Raw genomic sequence first — 25961 nt, forward strand, 5'->3', positions numbered from 1 at the left:
CATGGTCCGGCGCATCGGCCTGACGGGCGGCATCGGCAGCGGCAAGAGCACCGTGGCCGCGCTGCTGGTCGCCCAGGGCGCCGTACTGGTCGACACCGATGCCATTGCGCGCGCCATTGCACAGCCGGGTGGCGCAGCCATGCCGGCCATCGAGGCCGCCTTTGGCCGCAGCGTCATCGCACCCGATGGCGGGCTGGACCGGGCCGGCATGCGCCAGATCGTGTTCACCGATGCAAGCGCCAAGGTCCGTCTCGAATCCATCCTGCACCCCCTGATCGGCGCCGAAACCCAGCGGCAGGCCGCAGCGGCCGGCGAAGACGCCGTCGTGGTGTTCGACGTGCCGCTCCTGGTCGAATCCGGACGCTGGCGCGCCATCGTGGAACGGGTGCTGGTGGTCGACGCCACAGAAGAAACACAGCTGAAACGTGTTGTTGCACGCTCGGCCTGGACGCCCGAAGCGGTCCGGGCAGTCATTGCCCAGCAGGCCCCGCGCAAGGCGCGGCGGGCGGCGGCCGACGCCGTCATCTTCAATGAGTCGCTCACGCTGGCGGAACTAGAAATCGAAGTGCAGGGTCTCTGGAAGCAGTGGCCAGTGGCCACCACGCGATAATCCAAGACCGCCGCCCTCGCGGCGGCACAACGACTACGACAAAAAGGCACTCGCTGAAGTGTCCTCCCCGAGATGCTGTTCAACTCGTATCCCTTTATTTTTGTCTACTTCCCGCTGGTCCTGATCGGGTTCTTTCTGATCGGCAAGCGCAACGCCCGGGCCGCCGCTGGCTTCCTTGCCCTGGCCTCGCTCTTCTTCTATGGCTGGTGGAGCGTCAAGGCCCTGCCCCTGCTGCTGGGCTCCATCTGCGTCAACTACTGGTTCGGGCTGCGGCTGTCGCCCGCGCCCGGCCGCGACGACCGCAAGCGCAAGACCCTGCTGGTGATCGCGCTGGCGATCAACCTGGGCGTGCTGGCGATCTTCAAGTACGCCAACTTCTTCGTCGCGAACGTGAACGACGGCCTTGCCGCGGCTGGCCTCTCGCAGATCCCGATGCTGCACATCGTGCTGCCGATCGGCATCTCGTTCTATACCTTCACGCAGATCGCCTTCCTGGTCGATTGCTGGCAGGGCAAGGTGCATGAACGCAGCTTCATCCACTACGTCCTGTTCGTGACCTACTTCCCGCATCTGATCGCAGGCCCCGTGCTGCATCACGCGCAAATGATGCCGCAGTTCGCCAATCCGGCGACCTACCGCATCAGCCCCGACAAGCTGGCGCTGGGCCTTGCGATCTTCACCTTCGGCCTTGCCAAGAAGCTGCTCATCGCAGACCCGATGGGGCAATACGCCGACCTGATGTTCAATGGCGTGCACCAGGGACTGGAGCCCACGCTCTACACCGCATGGTTCGGAGCGCTGGCCTACACGCTGCAGATCTATTTCGACTTCTCGGGCTACTCCGACATGGCCGTGGGCCTTTCCATGTGCCTGGGCGTGCAGCTGCCACTGAATTTCCGCTCGCCCTACAAGTCGACGAACATCATCGAGTTCTGGCGCCGCTGGCACATCTCGCTGTCGACCTTCCTGCGCGACTACCTCTACGTGCCGCTGGGCGGCAACCGCAAGGGCCCGGCCCGCCGCTACCTGAACCTCTTCCTCACGATGCTGCTGGGCGGTCTGTGGCACGGTGCCGCCTGGACCTTCGTGATCTGGGGCGCCCTGCACGGCATCTTCCTGATGATCAACCATCTCTGGAACGCCAAGATCAGGCCCCATGCGACGCCCGGCCGCCTGGGCCGCTTCCTGGGCTGGCTGCTCACCTTCCTGTGCGTCATCATTGCCTGGATCGTCTTCCGCGCCGAAAGCATGCAGGCCGCCATCGCGATCTACAAGGGCATGCTCGGCATGCACGGCGCGCCGGTCTCGGTGTTCCATGAAATGGGTGCCATCCCTTTCCGCAAGCCCAAGTTCTTCCAGACCATGCTGATCGCACTGATCATCTGCCTGGCGTTCCCGCCCACGATCACGCTCGAACGCTGGGTGCCGCGCGTGCAGATGCTCGCCGGCCGCGCACGCCTGGCCTGGCTCTCGACCGCCCTGATGGCGCTCTTCACGGTGGTCTTGCTGGGCTTCTGCATCTCGCGACTCGGCAGCTACAGCCCGTTCCTCTATTTCCAGTTCTGAGATGGCTCGCATCACGACACCAGCCAAAGTCTGGCTGCTGACTTTCCTGGCGGGCTTCATCGTCATCTCGGCGATGCTCGCCGTCACCCTGGCAACGCCCATTCCCTACGGCGACCTGTCGCGCATCGGGCGCCTGTCCGACCAGCAGTTCGGCTGGCTCGCGCCACCGCCCAAAGTCGACCCCGAGCTGCTGCGCGGCACCCCCATCGACCAGGCCGACATCGTCGTGATCGGCGACAGCTTCTCCATGACCTACCGGTGGCAGTCCGCGCTGGTCAAGGCCGGCTACCGCGTCTCGACCACCTACTGGCTCCAGTTCGGCGAGGCCCTGTGCGGCGACGTGGACGACTGGCTGGCCAAGGCCGGCTTTCGCGGCAAGCTGGTCATCGTCGAAAGCGTCGAGCGGCTGCTCAACGAGCGGCTGCGCACAAGTGCCCAATGTCCGAACATGGTGAGGCCCTACGAAGCGAAGCTGGTGCCCTTCTCGTCTCCGTTCGAAGAAGTGCCGGGCTTCGCCCTCAATTGGAACGCCCAGCTCACCTCGGGCCTGATCACCTACCGCAACACCCAGCGCGCCATGAAGACGCCGGGCGACACCGTCTTCAACGTCGAGACCATGGCGCGCCCGGTTCAAGACGGCTGCAAGTTCTTCAGCAACCGCCTGTGCGACAAGGCCCTGTTCCTGTCGGAAGACATCCGCAATGGCGAACTCACCCCGGCGAACGTGGAGGCCATGAAGACCTTCACAGCGGCCCGCCGCACGCCGCTGCTGTGGATGGTGATTCCCAACAAGACCACCGTCTACATCGATCACGACCACTCGAAGGACTTCGTCACTGCGTTCCGGGGTTCCAACCTCGGCCCGGACCTGTTCGGCTGGGCCGAGACGCGGCATGCGCTGACTCGCGACTTCTTTTTTCCGAACGATACTCACCTCTCGATGCACGGACAGCTCGAGCTGGGCGAGTTGATGCTGAACGAAGTCCGCAAGAAACTGCCCGAACCGCCCTCGCGTCACCCGTGAGCTCATTCGATTCGACGACAGGAACCCGCCCGTGATCCTCTACGAATACCCCTTCAACGAGCGCATCCGGACCTACCTGAGGCTGGAGCACCTGTTTCGCCGCCTCGGCGAGCTGGTGCCCTCGGAATCGCCGCTCTCCCACCACTACGCCCTGATCACGATCTTCGAGATCATGGACGTTGCCGCGCGCGCCGACCTCAAGGCCGACGTGCTGCGCGACCTGGACAAGCACAAGAACGTCTTCAACAGCTACCGGGGCAATCCGGCCATCGCCGAAGCCGTGCTCGACCAGGTCGTCGGCCAGCTGGAACGCAATTTCACCGCGCTCAACAGCGTGACCGGCAAGGCCGGCCAGGCCCTGACCGAGAACGAGTGGCTCATGAGCGTCCGCAGCCGCGCCGGCATTCCGGGCGGCACCTGCGAGTTCGACCTGCCCGCCTACTACGCCTGGCAGCATCACAGCGCCCCGAGCCGCCGCGCGGACCTCGAGCGCTGGTCCAACACGCTGTCGCCGCTGGCCTCGTCGATCTACCTGCTGCTGAAACTGCTGCGCGATGCCGACGTGCCCTACAAGGTGATCGCCACCCACGGCCAGTTCCAGCAGAACCTGCCGCAGGGTCGCAGCTTTCAGTTGCTGCGCCTGCGCATCGACCCCAAGCTCGGGCTGGTTCCCGAAATCAGCGGCAACCGCCTGATGGTGTCGGTGCGGCTTATGCGGCATGAGGCCGACGACCGGCTGCACCAGAGCACGGAAGACGCGCCCTTCGAGCTGACCCTTTGCGCGTGAGCGCCGCGCCGGGCCGCCCCAAGCCGGCTCGAACCGCGGTGCACGGCACGGAGCCTATCCAATGAGCAAGTTGAACGACAAAGGCGAGCGGATCGTTCGTTGCCCCGCGTGCGGCGGCGACAGCATCTACGCGCCCAGCAACCCCTACCGCCCCTTCTGCAGCCCGCGTTGCAAGGGCATCGACCTCGGTGCCTGGGCGAACGAAGAGTTCCGAATGCCGGCCGAGACGCCGCCCGACGACGAGCCTTTCGGCGATCCCAAGATCCAGTAGCAACGGCCACCGGCCCTGCGACTTTCCTGCTGCGGCGTCCCTCTATCGGCCGGCCGGCGACGGCCCGCCGTGGCCATCGCCCAGGAACAGCTTGTCCACGTAGCTTGCGTTCTGCCGCGTGTAGTACGGGCGCAGATGCTCCTTGTCCTTGTAGATCGGGTTGCCGTCGGGCATGGCCCGCAGGCATTCGCCGGCCTTGCAGAGCTGCGCGATCACGTCGACAGGCTCGGCACCGCTGGCCTCGGCGATCCGCAGTAGCCGCTCGTTGAGTTGCGCCTCCGCTGGCGGCAACGCAGCAGTCGGCGTGCTTCGCGAGGCGGTCATCGTGCCAAGACGGCTGCCCTCGATCAGCCGCAGCGGCTCGAAGGCCGGGCCGCTCGGGTTGTCCAGCAACAGGTACACCTTCTTCTTGCGATGGACCAGATCCGTCAGCAGCGCCTGGAGCGCATCGAGCGAGCGCCCGATGCCCGGCCCTCCGTTGTTCACTGGATACGACGACACGCCATCGCGGAACTCAAAGTCCAACGGGAAATTCCCGGTGAAGTAGCAGTTCCAGCAAGCCCCGACCACGACCGTGTCGAACCGCGGATCGCGCGCCAGTTCGAGCATCCGGTTGCGCTGCCTTTCGCAGTCGGGATTGCCCTCGGCGATCAAGCCGGGAATGGGCGGACACGCCCCGTAGGTCGAGAAAACCGCCGTCGCCATGCGCTCGGGCGAAGTGCGCGCCAGTTCCGCCGCGCGCGGCCCGTACTGCTGCGTGTGGCTGTCGCCGATCAGCAGCACCTGCCCGCGCCCGTTGCCCACGCGATTCACGAAACGCGAGCCCAGCTTCTCGCGGGGAACGTCGTCGTAGTAGCCGCCGTCGACCGTGGCATCGGACACCATGCGGAGCATCTCGCCGCCGTTGCGTGGTGACATGCCACCGAAAGCGAGCAGGCCCACGACCGCGACGACGACACCAGCCCCCAGCAACGCGCGCAGCATGCCCACGCCCGTTTTTGCACGCGTGTAGCGCTCGACAAACCGATAGGTGCCCCAGGCCAGCACCACGCTGGCGACCACCGCAGCCACGCGCACGCCCGCCGACGGCGTGCCCTGCTCGACGATGCGCGCATACACCAGCAACGGCCAGTGCCACAGGTACAGCGGATAGCTGATGAGGCCGATCCACACCATCACCCGGTTCGACAACACATAGCGATTGAGCAACCCGTTCGGCCCCGCCGCAATGCAGCTCACCGCGCCCAGCGTCGGCAGCAGCGCCCACCAGCCGGGGAACGCCTTGTACGCACGGATCGACACCAGCCCGTACACGATCAGCCCCACGCCGAGCACCGACTGCGCATGGCTGCGCCATGCGGAAGGCGCCGCCGGCTTCAGCCGCATGCAGGCCAGGATGCCGCCCACCATCAGTTCCCAGAAGCGCGAGCCCGGCGAATAGAAAGCGGCCTCGCGGTACGGATGCACCATCAGCACATTGGCAACGAACGACACCGCCGCCAGCACCCAGAGCATCCGCACGATCGGCCAGCGCATGCGCCACGCGAACCCGAGCAGCAGCGGCCAGAAAATATAGAACTGCTCCTCGATGCCGAGCGACCACAGGTGCAGCAGCGGCTTGGTCTCGGCAATCGTGTCGAAGTAGCCCGACTCGCCCCAGAAGATGAAGTTGGCCACGAAGGCCATGCCGCCCGCGGCCTGCTTGCCGAGCTCCGAGAACTCCCTGGGCAGCAGCACATACCAGCCCAGCGCCAGCGCAGTGGCCAGCACCAGCGTCAGCGCCGGAAAGATCCGCCGGATGCGCCGCGCATAGAAGTCGCTGTAGCTGAAATCGCTCGCAGCGTGGCTCTGCATGATGATCGTCGTGATCAGGAAGCCCGAGATCACGAAGAAGATGTCGACCCCGATGAACCCGCCGGGCAACGCATCGGGAAACGCGTGATAGGCCAGGACCGATGCCACGGCCACGGCGCGCAGGCCATCGATGTCGGGACGGTACTTGGGGTGCATCGGTGCGTTGTTCAGGCGTGCGGCAACCGCTTATCGCGGCCCGGCGCGCTCGCCGGCGCCAAGGAAGATCGGGTCGAGATAGTTCGCGGAGTGGCGGGTGTAGGTCGCCCGCAGGTGATTGTCGTCCGCGTAGACGGGGGTCTTGTCGGGCATGGCCCGCAGGCACTGGCCGTCCTGGCACAGGTGAGACGTTGCATCGACGATCTCGACGCCGCTCGATGCGGCGATGCGCCGAAGCTGCAGGTCGAGGCTGGCCTGGTCGGGCGGCAGCGCAGCGGTCCGCACGTCGGTCACGGCCGGTTTGCCCAACCGGCTCCCTTCGATCAGGCTGTCGGGCGCGAACTGCGTGCCCGTCGGATTGTCCAGCAGCAGGTAGACCTTCTTGCCGCGCCCTGCCAGCCCCTTCAGAACGGCTTCGAGCGCATCCAGCGAACGCGGGATGCCGGGGCCGCCGTTGTTCAGCGGGTAGGCCACGCCGCCGGTTCGAAACTCGTAGGTCACGGGCAGGTTGCCGGTGAAGTAGCAGTTCCAGCAGCCACCGATCACGACCGCGTCGAACTTCGGATCGAGAGCGTGCTGGAGAACCTTGTCGAGCCCTTCACCGCATTCGGGGATGCCTCGGCCAAGCACGCCGCGAATGGGCGGGCAGGCAAAAAAGGTGGCGAAGTCGACTGTCGCCATCTGCCCCGGTGAAGACCTGGCCAGCTCCGCGGCACGCGGTGCGTACTGCATGACATGGCTGTCGCCGATCAGCAGCACCTTGCGGGCGCCCTCGCCAAAGCGCCGGATCGGGAACCCGTCCAGGTTGACCAGCTTGAAGCCCTCGTAGTAGTCGCGGTCCGATCCGGCATCGACCACCTTCTGCAGCAGTGCGCTGTCGTTGCGCGCGGGCGCGCCGGCCAGGACGACCAAACCTGCCATCAACACCACGATGCCGCTTTGCCAGAGCACGCGCAGCGTGCCTGTGTCCGAGCGCACCCGCACGAAGCGCTCCACATACCGGTAGGTCAGCCACGCCAGCGCAATGCTTGCCACCACCATCGCCGCACGCACGCCAAGCGGCGGCTCTGCGCCTTCGACGATGCGCGCGAACGCCAGCAGCGGCCAGTGCCACAGATAGAGCGGGTAGCTGATGAGGCCCAGCCACACCATTGCGCGGTTCGACAGGACGTATTTGTTCAGCACCCCGAGCGGCCCGGCCGCGATGCAGCTCGCCGCGCCAAGCACGGGCAGCAGCGCCCACCAGCCCGGAAACGCCTTGTCGCTGCGGACCGCCACGAGCCCCAGCACGATCAGCCCCACGCCCAGCACCGACTGCGCATGGCTGCGCCACGGCTTCGGCGCCGACGCGGGGGCCAGCCGCATGCCGGCCAGGATCGCACCCGCCATCAGCTCCCAGAAGCGCGAAGCCGGCGAGTAGAAAGCAGCCGTGCGAAACGGGTGGATCGTCAGCACGTTGACGAGAAACGACAGCGCCGCCAGCGCCCACAGCACCCGCACGATCGGCCAGCGCCTGCGCCACGCGATGCCCAGCAGCAGTGGCCAGAAAATGTAGAACTGCTCCTCGATGCCCAGCGACCACAGGTGCAGCAGCGGCTTGACCTCGGACGCCGTGTCGAAGTAACCCGCCTCGCTCCAGAAGACGAAATTGGCCACGAAAGAGGCACCGCCCGCGACCTGCTTTCCGAGCTCCGCAAACTCCCGGCTCAGCAGCACGTACCAGCCGAAGGCCAGCGTTGCGGCCAGCACCAGCATCAACGCCGGAAAGATCCGCCGGATGCGTCGCGCATAGAACTCGCGGTAGCTGAAATCGGCCGCGGCGTGGCTCTGCAGAATGATCGTCGTGATCAGGAAGCCCGAGATCACGAAGAAGATGTCGACGCCGATGAAGCCGCCCGGCAGCAGCCCCGGGAAGGCGTGGTAGACCACCACCGACGCGACGGCGACCGCACGCAGGCCGTCGATGTCAGCGCGGTACTTGGGATGCATGTATCTGTTGTCTGCGGGCCCGCGGCTTCTTACCGCGAACCGCTACGCGAGCGTCGAAACGGCCTGCGCCGCGGACGCGGGCAGACCGCGCTCCTGGACCAGCCACTCCAGCACCGGCAGGGCGCCGGGCAGCACGGGCGCGACGTCGAGCGGCAGGTGCTGCCACGCCATCGCCTGGCCTTCGCGCATCTCGAACTCGCCGGTCCAGGCCGTGACCTTGCACCAGTGCAGGCGCACCAGCGCGTGCGGGTAGTCGTGCTCCGTGACCTTCCAGACCTCGGCGTCTTCGATGGTGATGCCGAGTTCTTCCTGCAGCTCGCGCCGCAAGGCCTGCTCGACCGTCTCGCCCGCTTCGATCTTGCCGCCGGGAAACTCCCAGTAGCCCGCGTAGGCCTTGCCTTCGGGCCGGGTCGAGAGCAGCAGCGCGTCGTCGGCCAGGCGGATCAGCACGCCGACCGCGACCTCGGTGTGCTTGCGGCCTTGCGCTTCCTGCGGCTCGCTCACGCGGTGGCCCGCCCTGCGTAGTCGCGTGCGAACTGGTAGGCCACGCGGCCGCTGCGCGAGCCGCGCTCGAGTGCCCAGACCAGCGCCTCGGGCCGCGCCGCCGCGATGGCGGCCGCATCGACGCCGAACGACGAGAGCCACTGGCCCACGATCGTCAGGTATTCGTTCTGGCTGAAGGGATAGAAGCTCACCCAGAGGCCGAAGCGCTCCGACAGCGAGATCTTTTCCTCGATCACCTCACCCGGGTGCACTTCGCCATCGTCGGTGTGCTTGTACGTGAGGTTGTCCTTCATGTACTCGGGCAGCAGGTGGCGCCGGTTGCTGGTCGCGTAGATCAGCACGTTGGGCGTCGATGCGGCAATCGATCCGTCGAGGATCGACTTGAGCGCCTTGTAGCCCGGCTCGCCCTCGTCGAAGCTCAGGTCGTCGCTGAAGACGATGAACTTCTCGGGGCGCTGCGAGACCACTTCGACGATGTCCGGCAGGTCGGTCAGCTCGGCCTTGTCGACTTCGATCAGGCGCAGGCCCTGCGGCGCATAAGCCTGCAGGCAAGCGCGGATCAACGATGACTTGCCCGTGCCGCGTGCACCCGTCAGCAGCACGTTGTTGGCCGGCTTGCCTTCGACGAACTGGCGCGTGTTGCGCTCGATCTTTTCCTTCTGGACGTCGATTTCCTTGAGCGAATCGAGCGCCATCACGGCCACGTGCTTCACGGGCTCCAGCACGCCGTGGCCCGAGTTGCGGCGGCGGTAACGCCACGCGATGGATGCGTTCCAGTCGGCCGGCGCCACCAGGGGCTGCGGCAGGATCGATTCGATGCGGGTAATGAGCTGTTCGGCGCGCTCGATCAGCTTCTGGAACTGCTCGTTCATGACCTGTAATCGGCGTTGATGGTCACGTAGTCGTGGCTCAGGTCGCAGGTCCACACCGTTTCGCTGGCCTTGCCGCGGCCCAGGCCGATGCGCACCGTGATTTCGCTCTGCTTCATCACGCGCTGGCCGTCTTCCTCGCGGTACGACGGGTTGCGCCCACCCTTGACGGCCACATGAACGTCGTCGAGGAACAGGTCGATGCCGGTCTGGTCGAGGTCGGCGATGCCGGCATAGCCGACGGCCGCCAGGATGCGTCCCAGGTTCGGGTCGCTGGCGAAGAACGCGGTCTTGACCAGCGGCGAATGCGCCACGGCATAAGCCACCTGCTTGCACTCGGCCGCATCGCGGCCGCCTTCGACCTGGATGGTGATGAACTTGGTCGCGCCTTCGCCATCACGCACGATGGCTTGCGCCAGTTGACGGGCCACGTTCTGCATGGCCGCCACGAGCGCCTGGCCGTCGGCCGAGTCGAGCGAGGTGATGGTGGCGTGCGCCGCCTTCTGCGTCGCGATGACCACGAACGAATCGTTGGTCGAGGTGTCGCCGTCGATGGTCACACGGTTGAACGAGGCATCGGCCAGCAGCTTGACCAGCGGCTGGATCAGCGACGGATCGATCTTCGCGTCGGTCGCCATGAAGCCGAGCATGGTCGCCATGTTCGGGCGGATCATGCCGGCGCCCTTGCTGATGCCGGTGATGGTGACGGTGGCACCGCCGACCTTCGCCTGCTGGCTGAACGCCTTCGGGATCGTGTCGGTGGTCATGATGCCTTCGGCGGCACGGGCCCAATGATTTTCCGAGGCGTCGGCCAGCGCGGCCGGCAGGCCGGCTTCGATGCGATCGACAGGTAGCGGCTCCATGATCACGCCAGTCGAGAACGGCAGGATCTGCTCGGGCGCGATCTCCAGCTTGCGCGCCAGTGCGATGCAGGTGGAACGCGTGCGCATCAGCCCGTCTTCGCCCGTGCCGGCATTCGCATTGCCGGTGTTGATGACCATCGCGCGAATGCCGAAGTTGGCCGCCAGATGGTCGCGGCACACCTGCACCGGTGCCGCGCAGAAACGGTTCTGCGTGAACACGCCGCCGACCGCCGAGCCTTCATCGATCAGCACGACCGTCAGGTCCTTGCGATTGGCCTTGCGCACGCCCGCTTCGGCCACGCCGATGCGGACGCCGGGCACCGCGAACAAGGCGGCGGGATCGGGGGCGGACAGGTTCACGGGCATGGAATTTCTCTCAATGAAAGGTTCTGGACTTCAGCTCAACTTGCCGTGGCATTGCTTGTACTTCTTGCCGCTGCCGCAGGGGCAGGGGTCGTTGCGGCCCACGCGCGCGAAGGCCAGGGCCTCGGCACTCAGCGCGCCCGCACCGGCGCCCGCGAGGCGACGCTGGCTTTCTTCGTCGACACGCACTTCGACCTCGCCCGTTTCGGTGGGCGCCGTGTAGGTGATGTTGGCGACGTTCTCGCCGCGGCTCTCGAGGGCTTCGGCGGCTTCTTCGAGCTGCTCGCCCGACTGCACGCGCACCGTCATGAGCTGGCGCGTGACTTCGTTCTTGACCGAGTCGAGCAACTGGCCGAACAGCTCGAAGGCTTCGCGCTTGTATTCCTGCTTGGGCTGCTTCTGCGCATAGCCGCGCAGGTGGATGCCCTGGCGCAGGTAGTCGAGCGAGGCCAGGTGTTCGCGCCAGTGCGTGTCGATGCTCTGCAGCAGGACCATGCGCTCGAACTGCGTGAAGTTTTCCTGGCCGATCAGCGCCAGCTTGGCGTCGAAGGTCTCGTTGGCGGCCTTGACCACCTTCTCGAGCACGTCCTCGTCGGAGATGGCGTCGGAGGCCTCGACCTCCTTCTTGAGCGGCATGTCCAGGCCCCACTCGGCAAAGAGGCTCTTCTCGAGGCCGTTCAGGTCCCACTGCTCTTCGACCGATTCGGCCGGCACGTACTGGCGCACCAGGTCCATGAAGCAGCCTTCGCGCAGCGCCGCGATCTGCGCCGTGAGGTCGGCCGCGTCGAGGATGTCGTTGCGCTGCTGGTAGATCACCTTGCGCTGGTCGTTCGACACGTCGTCGTATTCGAGCAGCTGCTTGCGGATGTCGAAGTTGCGCGCCTCGACCTTCCGCTGCGCGCTCTCGATGCTGCGCGTGACGATGCCGGCTTCGATGGCCTCGCCATCGGGCATCTTCAGGCGGTCCATGATCGCCTTCACGCGGTCGCCGGCGAAGATGCGCATCAGCGGATCGTCCAGGCTCAGGTAGAAGCGCGAGGAGCCCGGGTCGCCCTGGCGGCCCGAACGGCCGCGCAGCTGGTTGTCGATGCGGCGCGATTCGTGGCGTTCGGTGGCGATGATGCGCAGGCCGCCGAGCGACTTGACGAATTCATGGTCCTTGGTCCACTCGGCGCGGATGCGCGCGATCTCGGCCTCTTTGGCCGCGGCGTCGAGCGATTCGTCGGCTTCGATCGCCTCCATCACCTTCTCGATGTTGCCGCCCAGCACGATGTCGGTACCGCGACCGGCCATGTTGGTCGCGATGGTGATCATCTTGGTCCGGCCGGCCTGCGCCACGATATCGGCTTCGCGTGCGTGCTGCTTGGCGTTGAGCACCTGGTGCGGCAGGCCCGCCTGCGTCAGCAGGCCGTCGATGATTTCGGAGTTCTCGATGGACGAAGTGCCCACCAGCACCGGCTGGCCGCGCTCGTAGCACTCGCGGATGTCTTGAATGGCCGCTTCGTACTTCTCGCGCGTCGTCTTGTAGACGCGGTCGAGCTGGTCTTCGCGCTTGCTGATGCGGTTCGGCGGAATGATCGTGGTCTCGAGACCGTAGATTTCCTGGAATTCGTAGGCCTCGGTGTCGGCCGTGCCGGTCATGCCGGCCAGCTTGGCGTAAAGGCGGAAGTAGTTCTGGAAGGTGATCGAGGCCAGCGTCTGGTTCTCGGCCTGAATTTCCACGCCTTCCTTGGCTTCCACGGCCTGGTGCAGGCCATCGCTCCAGCGACGGCCACTCATCAGGCGGCCGGTGAATTCGTCGACGATCACCACTTCGCCCTGCTGCACCACGTAGTGCTGGTCGCGGTGGTACAGGTGGCGGGCACGCAGCGCTGCATTCAGGTGATGCATCAGCGTGATGTTGGCCGGGTCGTAGAGCGAGGCGCCTTCGGGCAGCAGCTTGAACTCGCCCAGGATGCGCTCGGCGTTCTCGTGGCCGTCTTCGGTCAGAAACACCTGGTGCGTCTTCTCGTCGACCGTGAAGTCGCCGGGCACCGTGACGCCTTCGCCCGTGCGCGGGTCGGCTTCGCCTTCCTGCTTGGTCAGCAGCGGCACCACCTTGTTGATGGCCAGGTAGAGGTCGGTGTGGTCTTCGGCCTGGCCGCTGATGATCAGCGGCGTGCGGGCCTCGTCGATCAGGATCGAGTCCACTTCGTCGACGATGGCGAAGTTCAGGCCGCGCTGAACCCGGTCGCCGGGCTCGTAGACCATGTTGTCGCGCAGGTAGTCGAAGCCGTATTCGTTGTTCGTGCCGTAGGTGATGTCGCTGCCGTAGGCTTCCTGCTTTTCTTCGCGCGGCATCTGCGGCAGGTTGATGCCCACCGACAGGCCCAGGAAGTTGTACAGCCGGCCCATCCAGCGGGCATCGCGGCTGGCGAGGTAGTCGTTCACCGTGACCACGTGCACGCCCTTGCCGGACAGCGCATTCAGGTACACCGGCAGCGTGGCGGTCAGCGTCTTGCCTTCGCCGGTGCGCATTTCGGAGATCTTGCCGTTGTGCAGCGCCATGCCGCCGAGCATCTGTACGTCGAAATGACGCATCTTCATGACGCGCTTGGAACCCTCGCGCACCGTTGCAAAGGCTTCCGGCAACAGGGCGTCGAGCGATTCGCCCTTGGCCACGCGGTCCTTGAACTCCTGCGTCTTGGCGCGCAGTGCGTCGTCGCTGAGCTTCTCGAACTCGGGTTCGAGCGCATTGATGCGTTCCACCGTCTTGCGATACTGCTTGAGCAGCCGATCGTTGCGACTGCCGAAAATCTGGGTCAGGAAGTTGGTTGCCATGGGTGGAGATGGGCGGGCACCTGACGCGACAGGCACTTCGACCGGATTCCCTAAGATATGGTGAAAGCAGTTGGGCGCGCCACCTTTGAAATCAAGTTTTGAAATCAAATCCGCAGGCGAGCGGCCCATTTTTCCGGCGCGAACGCCGGCAAACCGGGCATTTTAGCTGTCTTGTTTCTAACCCCTGGATTACCCATGTATCGCCGCACGCCCCCGCCCATCTCGCTGCAGCAAGCTGCCGAAGGCTCGCCCACCCTGGGAAGCCTGATGGCGCGCGCACGCGATGCCTCGGACCGGCTGAAGGCGGTGGAAGGACTGATTCCGCCCGCCATGCGTGCCGCCATCCAGGCCGGACCGGCCGAGGGCGACGTCTGGTGCCTGCTGGTCAAGGGCAGCGCCGCGGCCGCCAAGCTGCGCCAGCTCACGCCGATGCTGGTGACGCGGCTCAAGAACAAGGGCTGGGACGTGTCGACCATCCGGATCAAGGTGCACACGGGGCGTTGAGGCCTGCGGCATCGGCCGCCAGAAATTGATGATTCGTCTGAAGATGGATAATATTTCCAGATGACATCTCTCACGGCACCCGCCGACGCCCAACTCCTGATGCTCGACAAGCACCAGGTCGACACCCTCCTTTCCCCCGACGACGTGCTCCAGGCCGTGCGCGAGGCTTTCGTGCTGCACAGCGAGCGCGAGGGCCGCGTCTTCCCGGTGGTGCGAGAGCCGCTGTCCACCGGCGGCGTGTTCGGCATCAAGTCGGGCGACGTGCAGGCGCAGGGGCTGCTCGGCTTCAAGGCCGCCGGCTTCTGGCCCGCCAACCGGCAGCGCGGTGGCGAGCCGCACCAGGCGACGATCCTGCTGATCGACCCCGCCACCGGCCGGCCGCTGTGCGTGATCGATGGCAACACGGTCACCACCGTGCGCACCGGTGCGGCGGGCGGGCTCGGCCTTCAGCAGCTCGCGCGGCCGGACAGCACGCGGCTGTGCATCTTCGGCACCGGCGTGCAGGCGCGCATCCAGCTCGACTTCGTGCTGCGCCTGCTCCCATCGCTGCGCGAGGTTCTTTATGTCGGCACGAGCGGCCAGCGCAACGCCGCCTTCGAGGCCCACTTCGCGCAGCGCTGCCACATCGCGCCCGCCAGCGACCGCAACGCGGCCGTCGCGCAAAGCGACATCGTGATCACCGCCACCCCGGGCGGCGGCGCACTGTTCGACCTGCAGGCCGTGCAACCGGGCACGCACCTGAACTGCGTCGGCGCCGACACCCGGGGCAAGCGCGAGCTGCCCGAAGGCCTGCTGCCACGCGTTCGCCTTGTCGTCGATGACCGCCCCCAGGCGCAGCAGATCGGCGAGACCCAATGGGCGCCCGACACGCCGTCCATCGAACTGGGCGACCTGCTGACCGGCAAGACGCCCTTCGAGCGCGCGCCTGCCGACATCACCGTGTTCGACATGACCGGCCTCGCGCTGCAGGACTTGACCGTCGCGCGCCTGCTGCACGAGCGCGCCGCCGCCACCGGCACGGGCACCCGCATCGCGTGGCCCTGGTAGGGCCCGAGCCGTTCAGGCGGGCGTGCCGCCGAACAGCTCGGTCATGAACTGCGTCGACTTCAGCCCGGTGCCCGTCAGCAACGCCACCGTGGTTTCGCTCGACCGGATATCGCCGCGCTGCGCCAGCACCTCGATGGCGGCCGCCGCGGTGGCGGAGGTCGGTTCGGCATAGAGGCCGGTGGCCGCCAGCCTGCGCACGGCGGCTGCGATCTGTTCTTCGGTCAGTGCCACCGTCCGGCCGTTCGTCTCGCGCAGCGCCTGAAGTATTTCCCGCAGGCGCACGGGCCGCTTGATGGCCGTGCCTTCGGCGATCGTCGGCTTCACAGCCCGCTCCACCAGCGCGTCGACGCCCGCGATGAAGCTGGCATCGATCGGCGAGCAGTTCAGCGGCTGCGCCACGAAGATGCGCGGCAGCTTCGCGATCTGCCCCGCCGCCAGCAGCTCGTTGAAGCCGATGTGGCAGCCCAGCACATTGCTGCCCGCGCCCGCCGGAATGACCACGTTGTCGGGCGCGGCGAAGCCCAGGTCTTCCCACAGTTCGTACGCCAGCGTCTTCGTGCCCTGCAGGAAGAACGGATGCCAGTTGTGGCTGGCGTAGAAGATCGATTCCGACTGGCGCACCGCCTCGTATTCCGACTCCTCGCGCGGCCCCGGCACCAATTGCACCTCGGCACCGAACGCGCGGATCTGCGCCACCTTGGGCGCCGGCGTGTAGCTGGGCGCAAGCACCTTGACCCGCATGCCGGCCGCCGCGCCGGCTGCAGCGATGGCGGCACCGCCGTTGCCCGAGCTGTCTTCCAGCACCGCATCGACGCCGATCTGGCGCAAGAAAGACATCATCACGGCCGCGCCGCGGTCCTTGAAGCTGCAGGTCGGGTTGAACCATTCGAGCTTGAAGTAAGGCGACAACTCGCCCCAGCGCTTCTGCACGAGCGGCGTGCAGCCCTCGCCCAGGCTCGACGGCCGCTCGATCACCACCGGCAGCGCCGCCCGGTAGCGCCACACCGAGCGCTCGCGCGTGTCGATGTCGTCCCGCGTGATGCCGGGCAGCGGCGTCACCATCATCGGGTTGCCGTCGTCCGAGCGCCAGCGGCGTTCAGAGAGTTCGTGATGCCGGCTGGTGAGCGGGTCGACATAGCGTGCGCGTTCTTTCGTGGTCATTCGCGGCTCCATGGAATTTGGACAATACGTCCGATATTGTACGTTTTGTACAAATTGGATGCTTCGTCCAGAGCTGGATACATTCCGGGCATGAAAAAGAAGTCGAACAAGCAGCTGCTGGAAATGCTCGGCCACGTGGCCGAAGGCCTGGGCGAAACCTTCGCGCCGTTCTGCGAAGTCGTGGTGCACGATCTGAGCAATCCGAAGAACGCGATCTACGCGATCGAGAACAGCCTGAGCGGACGCGAGGTGGGCCAGTCGGTGACCGAGCTCGGGCTGGCGCGCATCCGCGACCCCGAATTCCCGGCGGTGATCGCGAACTACGCCAACACCTTTCCCGACGGGCGCAAGGTCAAGAGCACCTCCATCGGCATCAAGGACGAGAACGGCGAGTACGTGGCCGCGCTGTGCCTCAACGTCGACCTGACGCTGTTCCAGAGCTTCCAGGGGGCGATCTCGCAGTTCACGCGCATCGACGACAAGGAAGTGCACGAGCACCTCGATGCGGGCGGCAACCCCTCGGACCGCATCCATGCGCGCATCGACGAATTCGCGGCTGCGCGCGCGACCACGCCGCGCTCGCTCAAGCCCGTCGACCGCAAGCAGTTGGTGCAGGAGCTGAAGAAGGCCGGCCTGCTGGAAGTGCGGCGCGGCGCCGAGATTGCCGCGGCGCACATGGGCGTGTCGCGCGCCACGGTCTACAGCGACGCCAAGTAGACGTCCGCGCCTCTGCGCCTCTTCTTGCGGCGGCGCCCGCTACTGGGGCTGCAGCCCGATCTCGTGCGCGGCCTTCTGCCAGCGCTCGGCCTCCGAGCGCAGGAAGGCGCGCAGTTCGCCCGGCGTCGAGCCCTTCATCTGCACGCCCAGCACCGACAGGCGCTCCTTCACCTGCGGATGGTCCAGCGCGGCGATGGCCTCGCGGCGCAGCTTCTCGATCACGTCGAGCGGCGTGGTGGCCGGCGCGACCATGGCCCACCACTGGTCGATCTCCAGTCCCTTGAGCCCGTTCTCGGCGAGCGCGGGCACGTTCTGCAGGCCGGGAATGTTCGTCACGCGCTGCGTGCTCGTCACCAGCAGCGGCCGGATGCGGTTGGCGCCCAGCAGGCTCGAGCCGCTGGCCAGCGTCGCGAAGTGCCCCGCCACCGTGCCCGCCGCCACATCGGTGAGTGCCGGCGCCGAGCCCCGGTACGGGACCATGTTGAAGCGGATCTTCGTGCGGCTCGCCAGCAGCTCGGCCGCGAGGTGGCTCACGGTGCCTGCGCCGCTGTGGGCGATGGCGGGCGGCGCCGACTTCGTGGCGGCGGTCTTGATGAAGGTCTTGAAGTCCTTGCTGTCGTCGTCCATGCCCGCGAAGAACACCAGCGGCGAAGTGCCGATCATGGTCACCGGCGTGAAGTCGCGCAGCAAGTCGTAGGGCAGCTTGGCGGTCACGGCCGGCGCAATCGCGTGCGGCAGTTCGACGATGGCGATGGTGTAGCCATCGGGCGCGGCCTTGGCGGCGGCGTCGGTGCCGATCATGCCGGCGGCGCCGGGCCGGTTGTCCACGATCACCGGGCTGCCGATGGTCTGGCTCATGCGTTGCGCCATTGCCCGCGCAATCGCGTCGGTGCTGCCGCCCGCGGCCCAGGGCACGACGAGCTTGATGGGCCGGTCGGGGTAGGCCGCCCATGCGGTTCCGGTTGCAGTGAGCAGGGCTGTAGAGCCGGCGGCCAGAAAGGCCCGGCGATGCATCGTCGGCATGGAAGATTCCTGGAGGTTTAAACGGGGCGGTCGGGCCAGCTCGGATCGCTCGACGCATTGGCGGTCAGCATCAGCACCACGTGCGCATCGGCCGCGATGGCGCTGCTGTCGCGCAGCTGCTGCAGCGCGGCCAGCCCGGCCGCCGCGCACAGTTCGGCACTGACGCCTGCACCGGCAAGCACCTGCCGGGCCGCGCGGGCTTCGTCGTCGCCCACGACCACCGCACCGCCGCCCGTGGCGGTGGCGGCCTGCCATTGCAGGTACGTCACGGTGGCACCTGCCGTCGAAAACTGCGCCGTGTGGCCCGGGTAGCTGCCATTGAGCGCGCCGCCCGCCAGCACGCGCGACAGGCGCGCGAAGGGCTCCACCAGCCAGAGCCTGGGCAGGCGCGCGATGCGCCCCGCGGCCAGCAGGTCGCGAAAGCCCGCATAGATGCCCCAGGCGAGGTCGCCGCGCGCGGTCGGGATCACGATGTGGTCCGGCAGCCCGCCGTCGTTCAGGCATTCAAGTGCGATGGGCTTGTAGCCCTCGATCGCGAGTGGCGCACTGCCCAGCGCGGGCAGGCGGTAGTTGGTCAGCGCGAAATAGCCGGGGTACTGCGAGCGCTCGCGCACGAAGGCCCAGCGGCCTGCGTTGTCGGCGAAGACATAGCGCCGAGCGCCGAGCGCATCGAGCTGCCGCGCATAGGTGGCGGGCATGCCTTCATAGGTGGCCACCTCGCAACCCAGGCCAGCGGCCCACGCGTAGTGCGCCGCCGACACCGCCGCGTTGCCCGACGAGGCGAGCACCAGCGTGTGGGCATCGAAGTCCAGCGCCTGCGCCACGCCCACGGCGGTCATGCGGTCCTTGTGGGAGCCGGTGGGGTTGCACGATTCGTCCTTCAGGCCCAGGCGCGCCACGCCGAAGCGCTGCGCCAGCGCGGGCATGTCCTGCAGCGGTGTGTGGCCCTCCCCGAGCGTGAAGCCGGGCCCGTAGGGCATCGGCATCGCATCGGGGGCATCGGGCAGATAGCTGGCGCGCAGCGCAACATGAAAGCCCGCGCGCTTGCAGGCCGGGCAGCCGTCGTGCGTCAGCGTGATCGGATAGAGCGCATCGCATCGCAGGCACTGCAGGCCGCGCAGATGCGGGTTGCGCGGGGGCTTCGGCGTTCGGTCGCGGACGATGGCCATGTGATTGCCAGAAGAAGAATGAGCCAAAGAATCCGCGGGCGGCGCGGTGAACTTGAAGTCCAGGACTGGCGATGTCATCACAAGGTCATGCGTTGAAAGTTGTTGCCTAAATCTTATGCATTCGGAAATAAAATTACGCAGCCCCAGATACTCAACCGATAAATAAGCTTATCGATGCGGTTCACAGAAATCGAGACTTTCCGCGCCCTCATGCGCGGCAGTTCCACCCGCAAGGCCGCGGCGTTGCTGCATGTGACGCAACCCGCCATCAGCCAGTCGCTCAAGCGCCTCGAAGCGCAGGCCGGCATGCTGCTGTTCCAGCGCACCGGCGGGCGGCTGGTGCCTACGCCCGAGGCGCGCGCGCTGTGGATCGAGGTCGAGCGCGTGTTCATCGGCATGGACGCCATCGAGCACCGCGTGCGCAGCCTGCGCGACTTCGGCGTCAGCCAGCTGGAGCTGAGCTGCTTTCCGGCCTATGGCCTGGGCTTCATGCCGCGCGCACTGGCAAGGCTCAAGGCGCACCGCGGCGCGAGCCCCTGGCCGCAGGTGTCGCTGCAGGTGCTCAGCTCGAAAGACGTGCGCGACCGCGTGGCCATGGGCATTTCAGACTTCGGGCTGATGGCCGACGAGCTGTCGCTCGAAGGCATCGACCACTCGACCTTCTCGCGCTTTCCGGGGGTGGTCGTCATGCCCGAGGGCCATGCGCTGGCGCGCTTCAAGACCATCAAGCCGGAGCAGCTGGCAGAAGCGCCCTTTCTTTCGCTCAACCCCGAAGACCCTTCGCACCAGCGGCTGGAGGCCGCGCTCGCCCCGTACGGCGTGGCGTTGCGCGTGCTGGTGCAGACGCCCTACGCGGCCAGCGTGTGCGAGATGGCGTTGCGCGGGCTCGGTGTGGGCCTGGTCAACCCCATCACCGCACTCGACTACGCCGAGCGTGGGCTCGTGGTGCGCCGCTTCTCGATCGACGTGTCCTTCACCTGCCTGCTGGCCCTGCCGGCGGGCAAGGTGCTGTCGGCCACGGCGCGCGACTTCATCTCGCTCATGCGGCAGCAGCTGGCCGAGGACGAGAAGCGGATACAGCGCTACCTGCGCTGAAGGCCCCACCGCCCTTCGCTGTTTTCACTTCCACGTGAATTCGTGATTCAGCCCGATCACGAAGCCCCGCACGCCCCGTGGCCCGCTGTGCGATGCGCTGACATCCACGCTGATCAGCGGCGTGATGCTGAAGCGGCCGCCGATGCGCGAAGTCCACACGCCCGCCGCCTTGCTGCGTTCCGCGATCAGCGACACGGTGTCGTTCCACGCCCACTCGACGGCGACGCCCCCGCGCGGCGTGCGCACGCCGGTGCCCAGCGCCCAGTCGGCACCGACGTTGGCATGCACCTGCAGGCTGCTGGTCGGGCGCCATGTCAGCGGCACGACGAACTGCCCGCCCATGCGGCCGCCGCGCCGCAGGTCGGACACGGTGCTCATCGACACGGCCGCGCTGAAGGGCGCGTCCGCCGCCTGCCCCAGGAAATTCCATTTGATCTGCGGGCCGCCGGTGACCGTGTGAACACCCTCGACCGAGAGCCGGTCGAAGTTCAGGCCCAGCTCGACCGGCCCGACCCGGCAGGCCGGCCCGATGTGAAAACCCGTGACCGGCTCGGTGCCCGTGCGGCCCCACCAGGTTTCGTACTGGCACTGGCCGGGGTCGAGCGTGCCGGCATCGTCGACGTCGAAATGCCCCGCCGCCTGCGCACCCAGGCTGGCGAGCGAGCAGGAAGCGGCAAGCATCCAGCCGAGGCATGGCGGTCGGGTTGTTGTTCTGTGCCTGCTCTTCATCTCGTGCGTCCCAAAGGCCCTCGAACCATTCTAGGGATGCGGAAAGTCGGCGCCGTGACGCCGCGCCGGCACTGAAAAGCGAGCGAAGCGGGCTCAGATCTCGAACTGGGGCTGCAGCTCGCGGATGCGCTTGATGGCCACGCCCGCCGCCGCCGTGCGCGTCTCGACACCCAGCTTCACGTACACCCGCTCCAGGTGCTTCTTGGCGGTGGCCGGGCTGCTGCCCAGGATCTCGCCGATGTCCTTGTTGGTCTTGCCCTTGACCACCCAGTACAGCACCTCGGCCTCGCGCGCCGTGAGCTTCAGGCTCAGGCTCATGGCCTCGATCACGCCGGTGTCGGACACCTCGCGCATGATGATCATCCACTCGTCGCCGTCGTCGTCGCTGCTGGTCTGCTGGTGCAGCCGCAAGGTGAGGCTGCTGGCGCCCTGCGCGATCGACAGTGCAGGCGGCTCGATGCCGCGCTGCCGCGCATCGGGTGTGTGGCTGCGCAACCAGTCGAGCACGGCCGGCGGCGTTTCGGGTGCGCGCGTTTCGCAGTAGCGCTGCAGCAGGTCGCGCGCCAGCGCCGTCTGCCAGATCAGCCGCCCCTCGGGCAGCCGCACGGTGATGCTCGCGTAGCCGAAGGCGTCGAGCGCGTTGCGGGCCTGGCCGGCCTGCTGCGCGTCTTGCCGCGCACGGCGCGCGCCCTGCAGGTGCACGTTCATGCGCGCCAGCACTTCCTTCGGCTTGATGGGCTTGGTGACGTAGTCAACGCCGCCTGCCTCCAGCGCGGCCACGAGGTGCTCGGTCTCGGTCAGGCCGGTCATGAACACGATGGGAATGTGCGCCGTCGCGGCATCGGCCTTGAGCCGGCGCGCGACCTCGAAGCCGTCGATGCCCGGCATCATCGCGTCGAGCAGCACGATGTCGAGGCGGGCCTGCGCGGCGCGCTGCAGCGCCTGTTCGCCGCTGGTGGCAATGAGCACGGTGTAGCCCGATTCGTCGAGCGCGTCGTGCAGCACCGCGAGGTTGTCGGGCACGTCGTCGACGATCAGCACGAGGTCGCTGTTGGCGCCCTGCTCACGCAACGTTCGGGCAAGCGGCGATGTTTCCATGGTCGGGGGTGTCGTGGGGTTCATGGCGCGCTCACGGCTTCGGCGAGCGCGCGGCTCATGGCTTCGAACTGGAACTGGCGGGCCAGCACGCGCTGGGCTTCGGTCCACGCCACGCACTCGGGTTGCGCGGCGTCGATGTCGTCGAGCTGGTTCATGATGCCGCGGAAGTAGCCGAGGCTCACCGCCTCTTCGAGCGCGCGCAGCCGGGGCAGCGAAGGCGCCCGCATGGCACGCGGCGCCACGACAGCAGGTGCGGGCTTGGCGGCGGCCTCGGTCCATTGAAGGCCCAGCCGGCGTTCGAGCCAGTCGAGCAGCTCGCTGTGGCGCACCGGCTTGACGAAGAAGTCTTCGGGCACGATGCCCACGTCGTTGTCGAGCCCCTTGTCGAAGGCGTTGGCCGAGACGATGGCCACCGCGGCATCGCCCAGCCCCAGCTTGCGTGCGCGGCGGATGGTTTCCCAGCCATCGATGCCCGGCATGGCGAGGTCGACGAACATCGCGTCGGGCCGGTAGCCGGCGGCGATGAGGTCGAGCGCATCGTGCCCGCTGGCCGCGCTGCGCAGCTCGAAGCCCAGCGGCGCGAGCACATGGCCGAGCAGGTCGCGATCGGCCTCTTCGTTGTCGACCACCAGTAGACGTCGGCGCACGCCTTCGTAGCCGCGTCGCGCGCGCTGCACCGGCGCAGGCCGGTTGGCGGCGACGGCGATGTCATGCACGCGCGGCAGGAACAGGCGCACGCAGAAGAGCGAGCCCACGCCCGGCGTGCTGCGTACCTTCATCTCGCCGCCCATCAGGTCGGTCAGCATCTTGGCGATGGTGAGCCCGAGCCCCGCGCCCGGCGCCGCCGATGCGCCGGGCGCCCCCGCCGCATTGCCGCGCGCGAAGGGCTCGAAGATGCGCTCGATGTCTTCCGCCGGCATGCCAGGGCCGGTGTCTTCGATCTCCACCGAGGCGAACTCGCGCGCATAGGCCAGCCGCAGCGTGACCTGCCCCGCCGCCGTGAACTTGATCGCGTTGCCCAGCAGGTTGATGAGGATCTGGCACACGCGCTTTTCGTCGGCGCGCACCACCTCGGGCAACGGCCCCGCGGCCTCGAAGCGGAACTGCAGGCCTTTTTCGGCCGCCTGCAGCTCGAACATGTCGGCCAGCTCGCGCAGCGTGTCGGCAAAGCGCATCGGCTGCGCGTGCAGCGTGAGCTTGCCAGCCTCGATGTGCGCAATGGCTAGCGTGCCTTCGATGAGCGACAGCAGATGCTCGCCGCCGCGCTTGATGACGGCCACCGCCTGCTGGCGATGCGGCGGCACGGAATGGTCTTCGCCCATCAGTTGCGCATAGCCCAGGATGCTGTTGAGCGGCGTGCGCAGCTCGTGGCTGATGGCGCTGATGTAGCGGCTCTTGGCCTGGTTGGCCTGGTCGGCGGCTTGCTTGGCCTGCTCCGCCGCGAGCTTGGCGTGTTCCGCGATCTCGCGGGCTTCGTCGGCGGTCTGCTTGGCCGCCTGCAGCGCGCGGTCGGTCTCGCGGTGCAGCTCGATCTCGCGCACCAGCAGGTGGGTCTGGCGGTTCGATTCTTCCTGCGCCACCTTGCGGCTCTGGTGCGCCAGCACCAGCCACCAGGCCACGATGCCCGCGATGACCAGCAGCGCCATGTAGGCCTTCATGAAACCCGAGCGCAGCGACGACTGCTGCACGTTCGCCCAGGCTTCGGACGCGCCCGTCTGCGACGCGAGCGTCAGCGCGCTTTCGGCCAGCGCGCGCAGCTCCTGCTGGTAGAGCACGCCGAACACCACGGCCAGCAGTGGCACGATGACCAGCATCAGCAGCAGGAAGTGCCCGAGCCCGGTGTCGAGGTAGCGCCAGCTGCGGCGCGGCAGCAGCCAGCGCAGCACGGCCGACCATTGTGCCGACAGGCTCGCGTGCGGCTTGCACAGGTCGCCGCAGCGCGCATCGAGCGTGCAGCACAGCGAGCAGATCGCGCCCTGGTAGGCCGGGCAATGCGCCATGTCGGGCCCTTCGTACTCGCGCTCGCAGATCACGCAGTGCTGCACTTTGAGGCGCCGATAGCTGCCTTCTTCGCTGTCCCTGTCGTCACTGCCGACGCCCTCATCGCGCTCGACCCGCGCCCACCGTACCGCGCGCGAGCCGGCGGCCGGCGCGAACAGCACGGCACCGCTCGGCCCCGACGAGGTGCGCGCCAGGTAGTACTTGCCACCGGTCGCCCACGCCAGCAGCGGCGACGCCACCAGCGCCGTGCCGAGCGCGATCAGCGCCGAGAAAGACTGCGCCAGCGGCCCGAATACGCCCAGGTGCGCGGTGATCGACAGCACCGAGGCCAGCGCCATCGCGCCCACGCCCACCGGGTTGATGTCCCACAGGTGCGCGCGCTTGAACTCGATGCCCGGCGGCGACAGCCCCAGCGGCTTGTTGATGACCAGATCGGCCACCACGGCCATCATCCAGGCGATGGCGATGTTGGCGAACAGGCCGAGCACGTCGCCCAGCGCCTCGAACACGTTCATCTCCATCAGCATGAAGGCGATCAGCGCGTTGAACACCACCCACACCACGCGCCCCGGATGGCTGTGCGCCACGCGCGAGAAGAAATTGCTCCAGGCCAGCGAGCCCGCGTAGGCATTCGTCACGTTGATCTTCAGCTGCGAGATCACCACGAACAGCGCGGTGGCCGCCACCGCCCAGCCGTAGTTCGGGAACACGTACTCGTAGGCCGCCAGGTACATCTGGTTCGGGTCGACCGCGCGCTCGGCCGGCACCATGTGCGAGATCGCCAGGTAAGCCAGCAGCGCGCCACCCAGCATCTTGAACACGCCCAGCACCACCCACCCCGGCCCGCCGGCCAGCACACCGGCCCACCAGCGACGCGCCGTGGCGGCCGTGCGCGCGGGCATGAAACGCAGGTAGTCGGCCTGCTCGCCCATCTGGGTGATCAGCGCGATGCCGACCGTCAGGGCGGCGCCAAACAGGTGCAGATCGAACCCCTTCGTGCCCGGCTTGACCCCGTTGTAGTGCGCGATGCCCGCAAATGCACCAGGATCGCGCACCAACACATAGATGAAAGGCACCACCAGCATCAGCAACCACAGCGGCTGCGTCCACAACTGCAACCGGCTGATGACCGACACCCCGTGCGTGACCAGCGGAATCACCACCAGCGCGCACACCAGATAGCCCCAGACCGGCGGAATGCCCAGCGCCAGCTCCAGCGCATAGGCCATCACCGCGGCTTCGAGCGCGAAGAAGATGAAGGTGAAGCTCGCGTAGATCAGCGAGGTGAGCGTCGAGCCGATGTAGCCGAAGCCGGCGCCGCGCGTGAGCAGGTCCATGTCGACGCCGTAGCGCGCCGCGTACACGCTGATCGGCAGCCCCGCCAGGAAGATAATGAGCCCCGTCGCGAGGATCGCCCAGAAGGCGTTCGCAAAGCCGTACTGCACCAGCAGCGTGGCGCCCACCGCCTCCAGCACGAGGAACGAAGCCGCCCCGAAAGCCGTGTTGGCCACCCGCCATTCGGACCATTTGCGAAAGCGCTGCGGCGTGTAGCGCAGGGCATAGTCTTCGAGCGTTTCGCTGGCGACCCAGCTGTTGTAGTCGCGGCGCACCTTGACGATGCGCTGGGGCGCGTCGTCGGGGGTGGCGGAGGTGTCAGCGGGATTCACACCGTTTCGGTGCATCTTTCGTGCCATCCGTACGACTTTTGGCGAACAGGGCACGACTGTTGCAAAGAAGCCTG

General features: G+C 67.1%; 21 protein-coding genes. 9 read left to right on the top strand and 12 right to left on the bottom strand.

All coding sequences use genetic code 11. The features are described 5' to 3' along the window. Position 1 precedes the first annotated feature (1 nt). From coaE to ACGLHS_RS09460, 5 genes are all read left to right on the top strand, one after another. Positions 2 to 610, top strand: a complete 609-nt coding sequence (coaE, locus tag ACGLHS_RS09440) for a dephospho-CoA kinase (RefSeq protein ID WP_394479021.1) — start codon at positions 2 to 4, stop codon at positions 608 to 610. Between the two features lie 72 nt (positions 611 to 682). Continuing rightward, positions 683 to 2176, top strand: a complete 1494-nt coding sequence (locus tag ACGLHS_RS09445) for an MBOAT family protein (protein ID WP_093238016.1) — start codon at positions 683 to 685, stop codon at positions 2174 to 2176. Position 2177: 1 nt separating this feature from the next. Beyond that, positions 2178 to 3200, top strand: a complete 1023-nt coding sequence (locus ACGLHS_RS09450) for a hypothetical protein (RefSeq protein ID WP_394479024.1) — start codon at positions 2178 to 2180, stop codon at positions 3198 to 3200. A 31-nt stretch (positions 3201 to 3231) separates the two neighbouring features. Continuing rightward, positions 3232 to 3987: a cell division protein ZapD gene (zapD, locus tag ACGLHS_RS09455; protein ID WP_093238014.1), complete on the top strand. Its 756-nt coding sequence runs from the start codon at positions 3232 to 3234 to the stop codon at positions 3985 to 3987. Between the two features lie 61 nt (positions 3988 to 4048). Next, positions 4049 to 4258: a DNA gyrase inhibitor YacG gene (locus ACGLHS_RS09460; RefSeq protein WP_093238012.1), complete on the top strand. Its 210-nt coding sequence runs from the start codon at positions 4049 to 4051 to the stop codon at positions 4256 to 4258. A 42-nt stretch (positions 4259 to 4300) separates the two neighbouring features. On the opposite strand, the gene ACGLHS_RS09465 is transcribed toward ACGLHS_RS09460, so the two are convergent. Genes ACGLHS_RS09465 through secA form a run of 6 tightly spaced genes read right to left on the bottom strand, consistent with a single transcriptional unit; the run spans position 4301 to position 13676 of the window. Continuing rightward, positions 4301 to 6268 (bottom strand): acyltransferase family protein, encoded by a 1968-nt coding sequence (locus ACGLHS_RS09465; RefSeq protein WP_394479027.1) that lies wholly within the window; start codon positions 6266 to 6268, stop codon positions 4301 to 4303. 30 nt (positions 6269 to 6298) lie between these two features. Then, a complete protein-coding gene (locus ACGLHS_RS09470; protein ID WP_394479029.1) occupies positions 6299 to 8257 on the bottom strand; it encodes an acyltransferase family protein in 1959 nt (652 codons plus the stop codon). A 42-nt stretch (positions 8258 to 8299) separates the two neighbouring features. Then, the gene (locus tag ACGLHS_RS09475) at positions 8300 to 8761 is read right to left on the bottom strand and encodes a (deoxy)nucleoside triphosphate pyrophosphohydrolase (protein ID WP_394479031.1); all 462 of its coding nucleotides are present in this window, start codon (positions 8759 to 8761) and stop codon (positions 8300 to 8302) included. Continuing rightward, the gene (locus ACGLHS_RS09480) at positions 8758 to 9633 is read right to left on the bottom strand and encodes an ATP-binding protein (protein ID WP_394479033.1); all 876 of its coding nucleotides are present in this window, start codon (positions 9631 to 9633) and stop codon (positions 8758 to 8760) included. The genes ACGLHS_RS09475 and ACGLHS_RS09480 overlap by 4 nt, the downstream gene beginning before the upstream one ends. Continuing rightward, complete coding sequence (gene argJ / locus ACGLHS_RS09485) at positions 9630 to 10859, bottom strand: bifunctional glutamate N-acetyltransferase/amino-acid acetyltransferase ArgJ (RefSeq protein WP_394479035.1); 1230 nt, start codon at positions 10857 to 10859, stop codon at positions 9630 to 9632. Before argJ ends, ACGLHS_RS09480 begins: the two co-directional genes overlap by 4 nt. A 30-nt stretch (positions 10860 to 10889) precedes the next feature. Then, positions 10890 to 13676 carry a preprotein translocase subunit SecA gene (gene secA, locus ACGLHS_RS09490; protein WP_394479037.1) on the bottom strand — a complete coding sequence of 929 codons (2787 nt, stop codon included), beginning with the start codon at positions 13674 to 13676 and terminating at the stop codon, positions 10890 to 10892. 195 nt (positions 13677 to 13871) lie between these two features. Between secA and ACGLHS_RS09495 the strand changes: the two genes are divergently transcribed. After that, positions 13872 to 14180, top strand: a complete 309-nt coding sequence (locus ACGLHS_RS09495) for a hypothetical protein (RefSeq protein ID WP_394479039.1) — start codon at positions 13872 to 13874, stop codon at positions 14178 to 14180. A 60-nt stretch (positions 14181 to 14240) separates the two neighbouring features. Further along, positions 14241 to 15227: an ornithine cyclodeaminase family protein gene (locus ACGLHS_RS09500; RefSeq protein ID WP_394479041.1), complete on the top strand. Its 987-nt coding sequence runs from the start codon at positions 14241 to 14243 to the stop codon at positions 15225 to 15227. A 12-nt stretch (positions 15228 to 15239) separates the two neighbouring features. Here the strand turns inward: ACGLHS_RS09500 and ACGLHS_RS09505 are convergent, their stop codons facing one another. After that, positions 15240 to 16388, bottom strand: a complete 1149-nt coding sequence (locus tag ACGLHS_RS09505; RefSeq protein WP_394479043.1) for a pyridoxal-phosphate dependent enzyme — start codon at positions 16386 to 16388, stop codon at positions 15240 to 15242. 90 nt (positions 16389 to 16478) lie between these two features. Here ACGLHS_RS09505 and ACGLHS_RS09510 point away from each other — a divergent pair, with 90 nt between their 5' ends. Beyond that, positions 16479 to 17105, top strand: coding sequence for a transcriptional regulator (locus ACGLHS_RS09510; RefSeq protein ID WP_093237998.1), 627 nt, complete (start codon positions 16479 to 16481; stop codon positions 17103 to 17105). Between the two features lie 39 nt (positions 17106 to 17144). On the opposite strand, the gene ACGLHS_RS09515 is transcribed toward ACGLHS_RS09510, so the two are convergent. Then, complete coding sequence (locus ACGLHS_RS09515) at positions 17145 to 18128, bottom strand: Bug family tripartite tricarboxylate transporter substrate binding protein (RefSeq protein ID WP_394479046.1); 984 nt, start codon at positions 18126 to 18128, stop codon at positions 17145 to 17147. Between the two features lie 17 nt (positions 18129 to 18145). Continuing rightward, a complete protein-coding gene (locus tag ACGLHS_RS09520; protein ID WP_394479048.1) occupies positions 18146 to 19375 on the bottom strand; it encodes a pyridoxal-phosphate dependent enzyme in 1230 nt (409 codons plus the stop codon). A gap of 96 nt (positions 19376 to 19471) precedes the next feature. On the opposite strand from ACGLHS_RS09520, the gene ACGLHS_RS09525 reads away from it, so the two are divergent. Then, positions 19472 to 20392: a LysR substrate-binding domain-containing protein gene (locus tag ACGLHS_RS09525; protein WP_093237993.1), complete on the top strand. Its 921-nt coding sequence runs from the start codon at positions 19472 to 19474 to the stop codon at positions 20390 to 20392. Between the two features lie 24 nt (positions 20393 to 20416). Here ACGLHS_RS09525 and ACGLHS_RS09530 read toward each other — a convergent pair whose 3' ends face one another. The 3 genes from ACGLHS_RS09530 to ACGLHS_RS09540 form a co-directional block, all read right to left on the bottom strand. Further along, positions 20417 to 21073 carry a hypothetical protein gene (locus ACGLHS_RS09530; protein WP_394479051.1) on the bottom strand — a complete coding sequence of 219 codons (657 nt, stop codon included), beginning with the start codon at positions 21071 to 21073 and terminating at the stop codon, positions 20417 to 20419. Between the two features lie 141 nt (positions 21074 to 21214). Beyond that, positions 21215 to 22219, bottom strand: a complete 1005-nt coding sequence (locus ACGLHS_RS09535) for a response regulator transcription factor (protein WP_394479884.1) — start codon at positions 22217 to 22219, stop codon at positions 21215 to 21217. 20 nt (positions 22220 to 22239) lie between these two features. Then, positions 22240 to 25902 (bottom strand): ATP-binding protein, encoded by a 3663-nt coding sequence (locus ACGLHS_RS09540; protein ID WP_394479053.1) that lies wholly within the window; start codon positions 25900 to 25902, stop codon positions 22240 to 22242. Between the last annotated feature and the right edge of the window lie 59 nt (positions 25903 to 25961).

This window comes from Variovorax sp. VaC1 (assembly GCF_043658315.1).
Taxonomy (GTDB): domain Bacteria; phylum Pseudomonadota; class Gammaproteobacteria; order Burkholderiales; family Burkholderiaceae_C; genus Variovorax.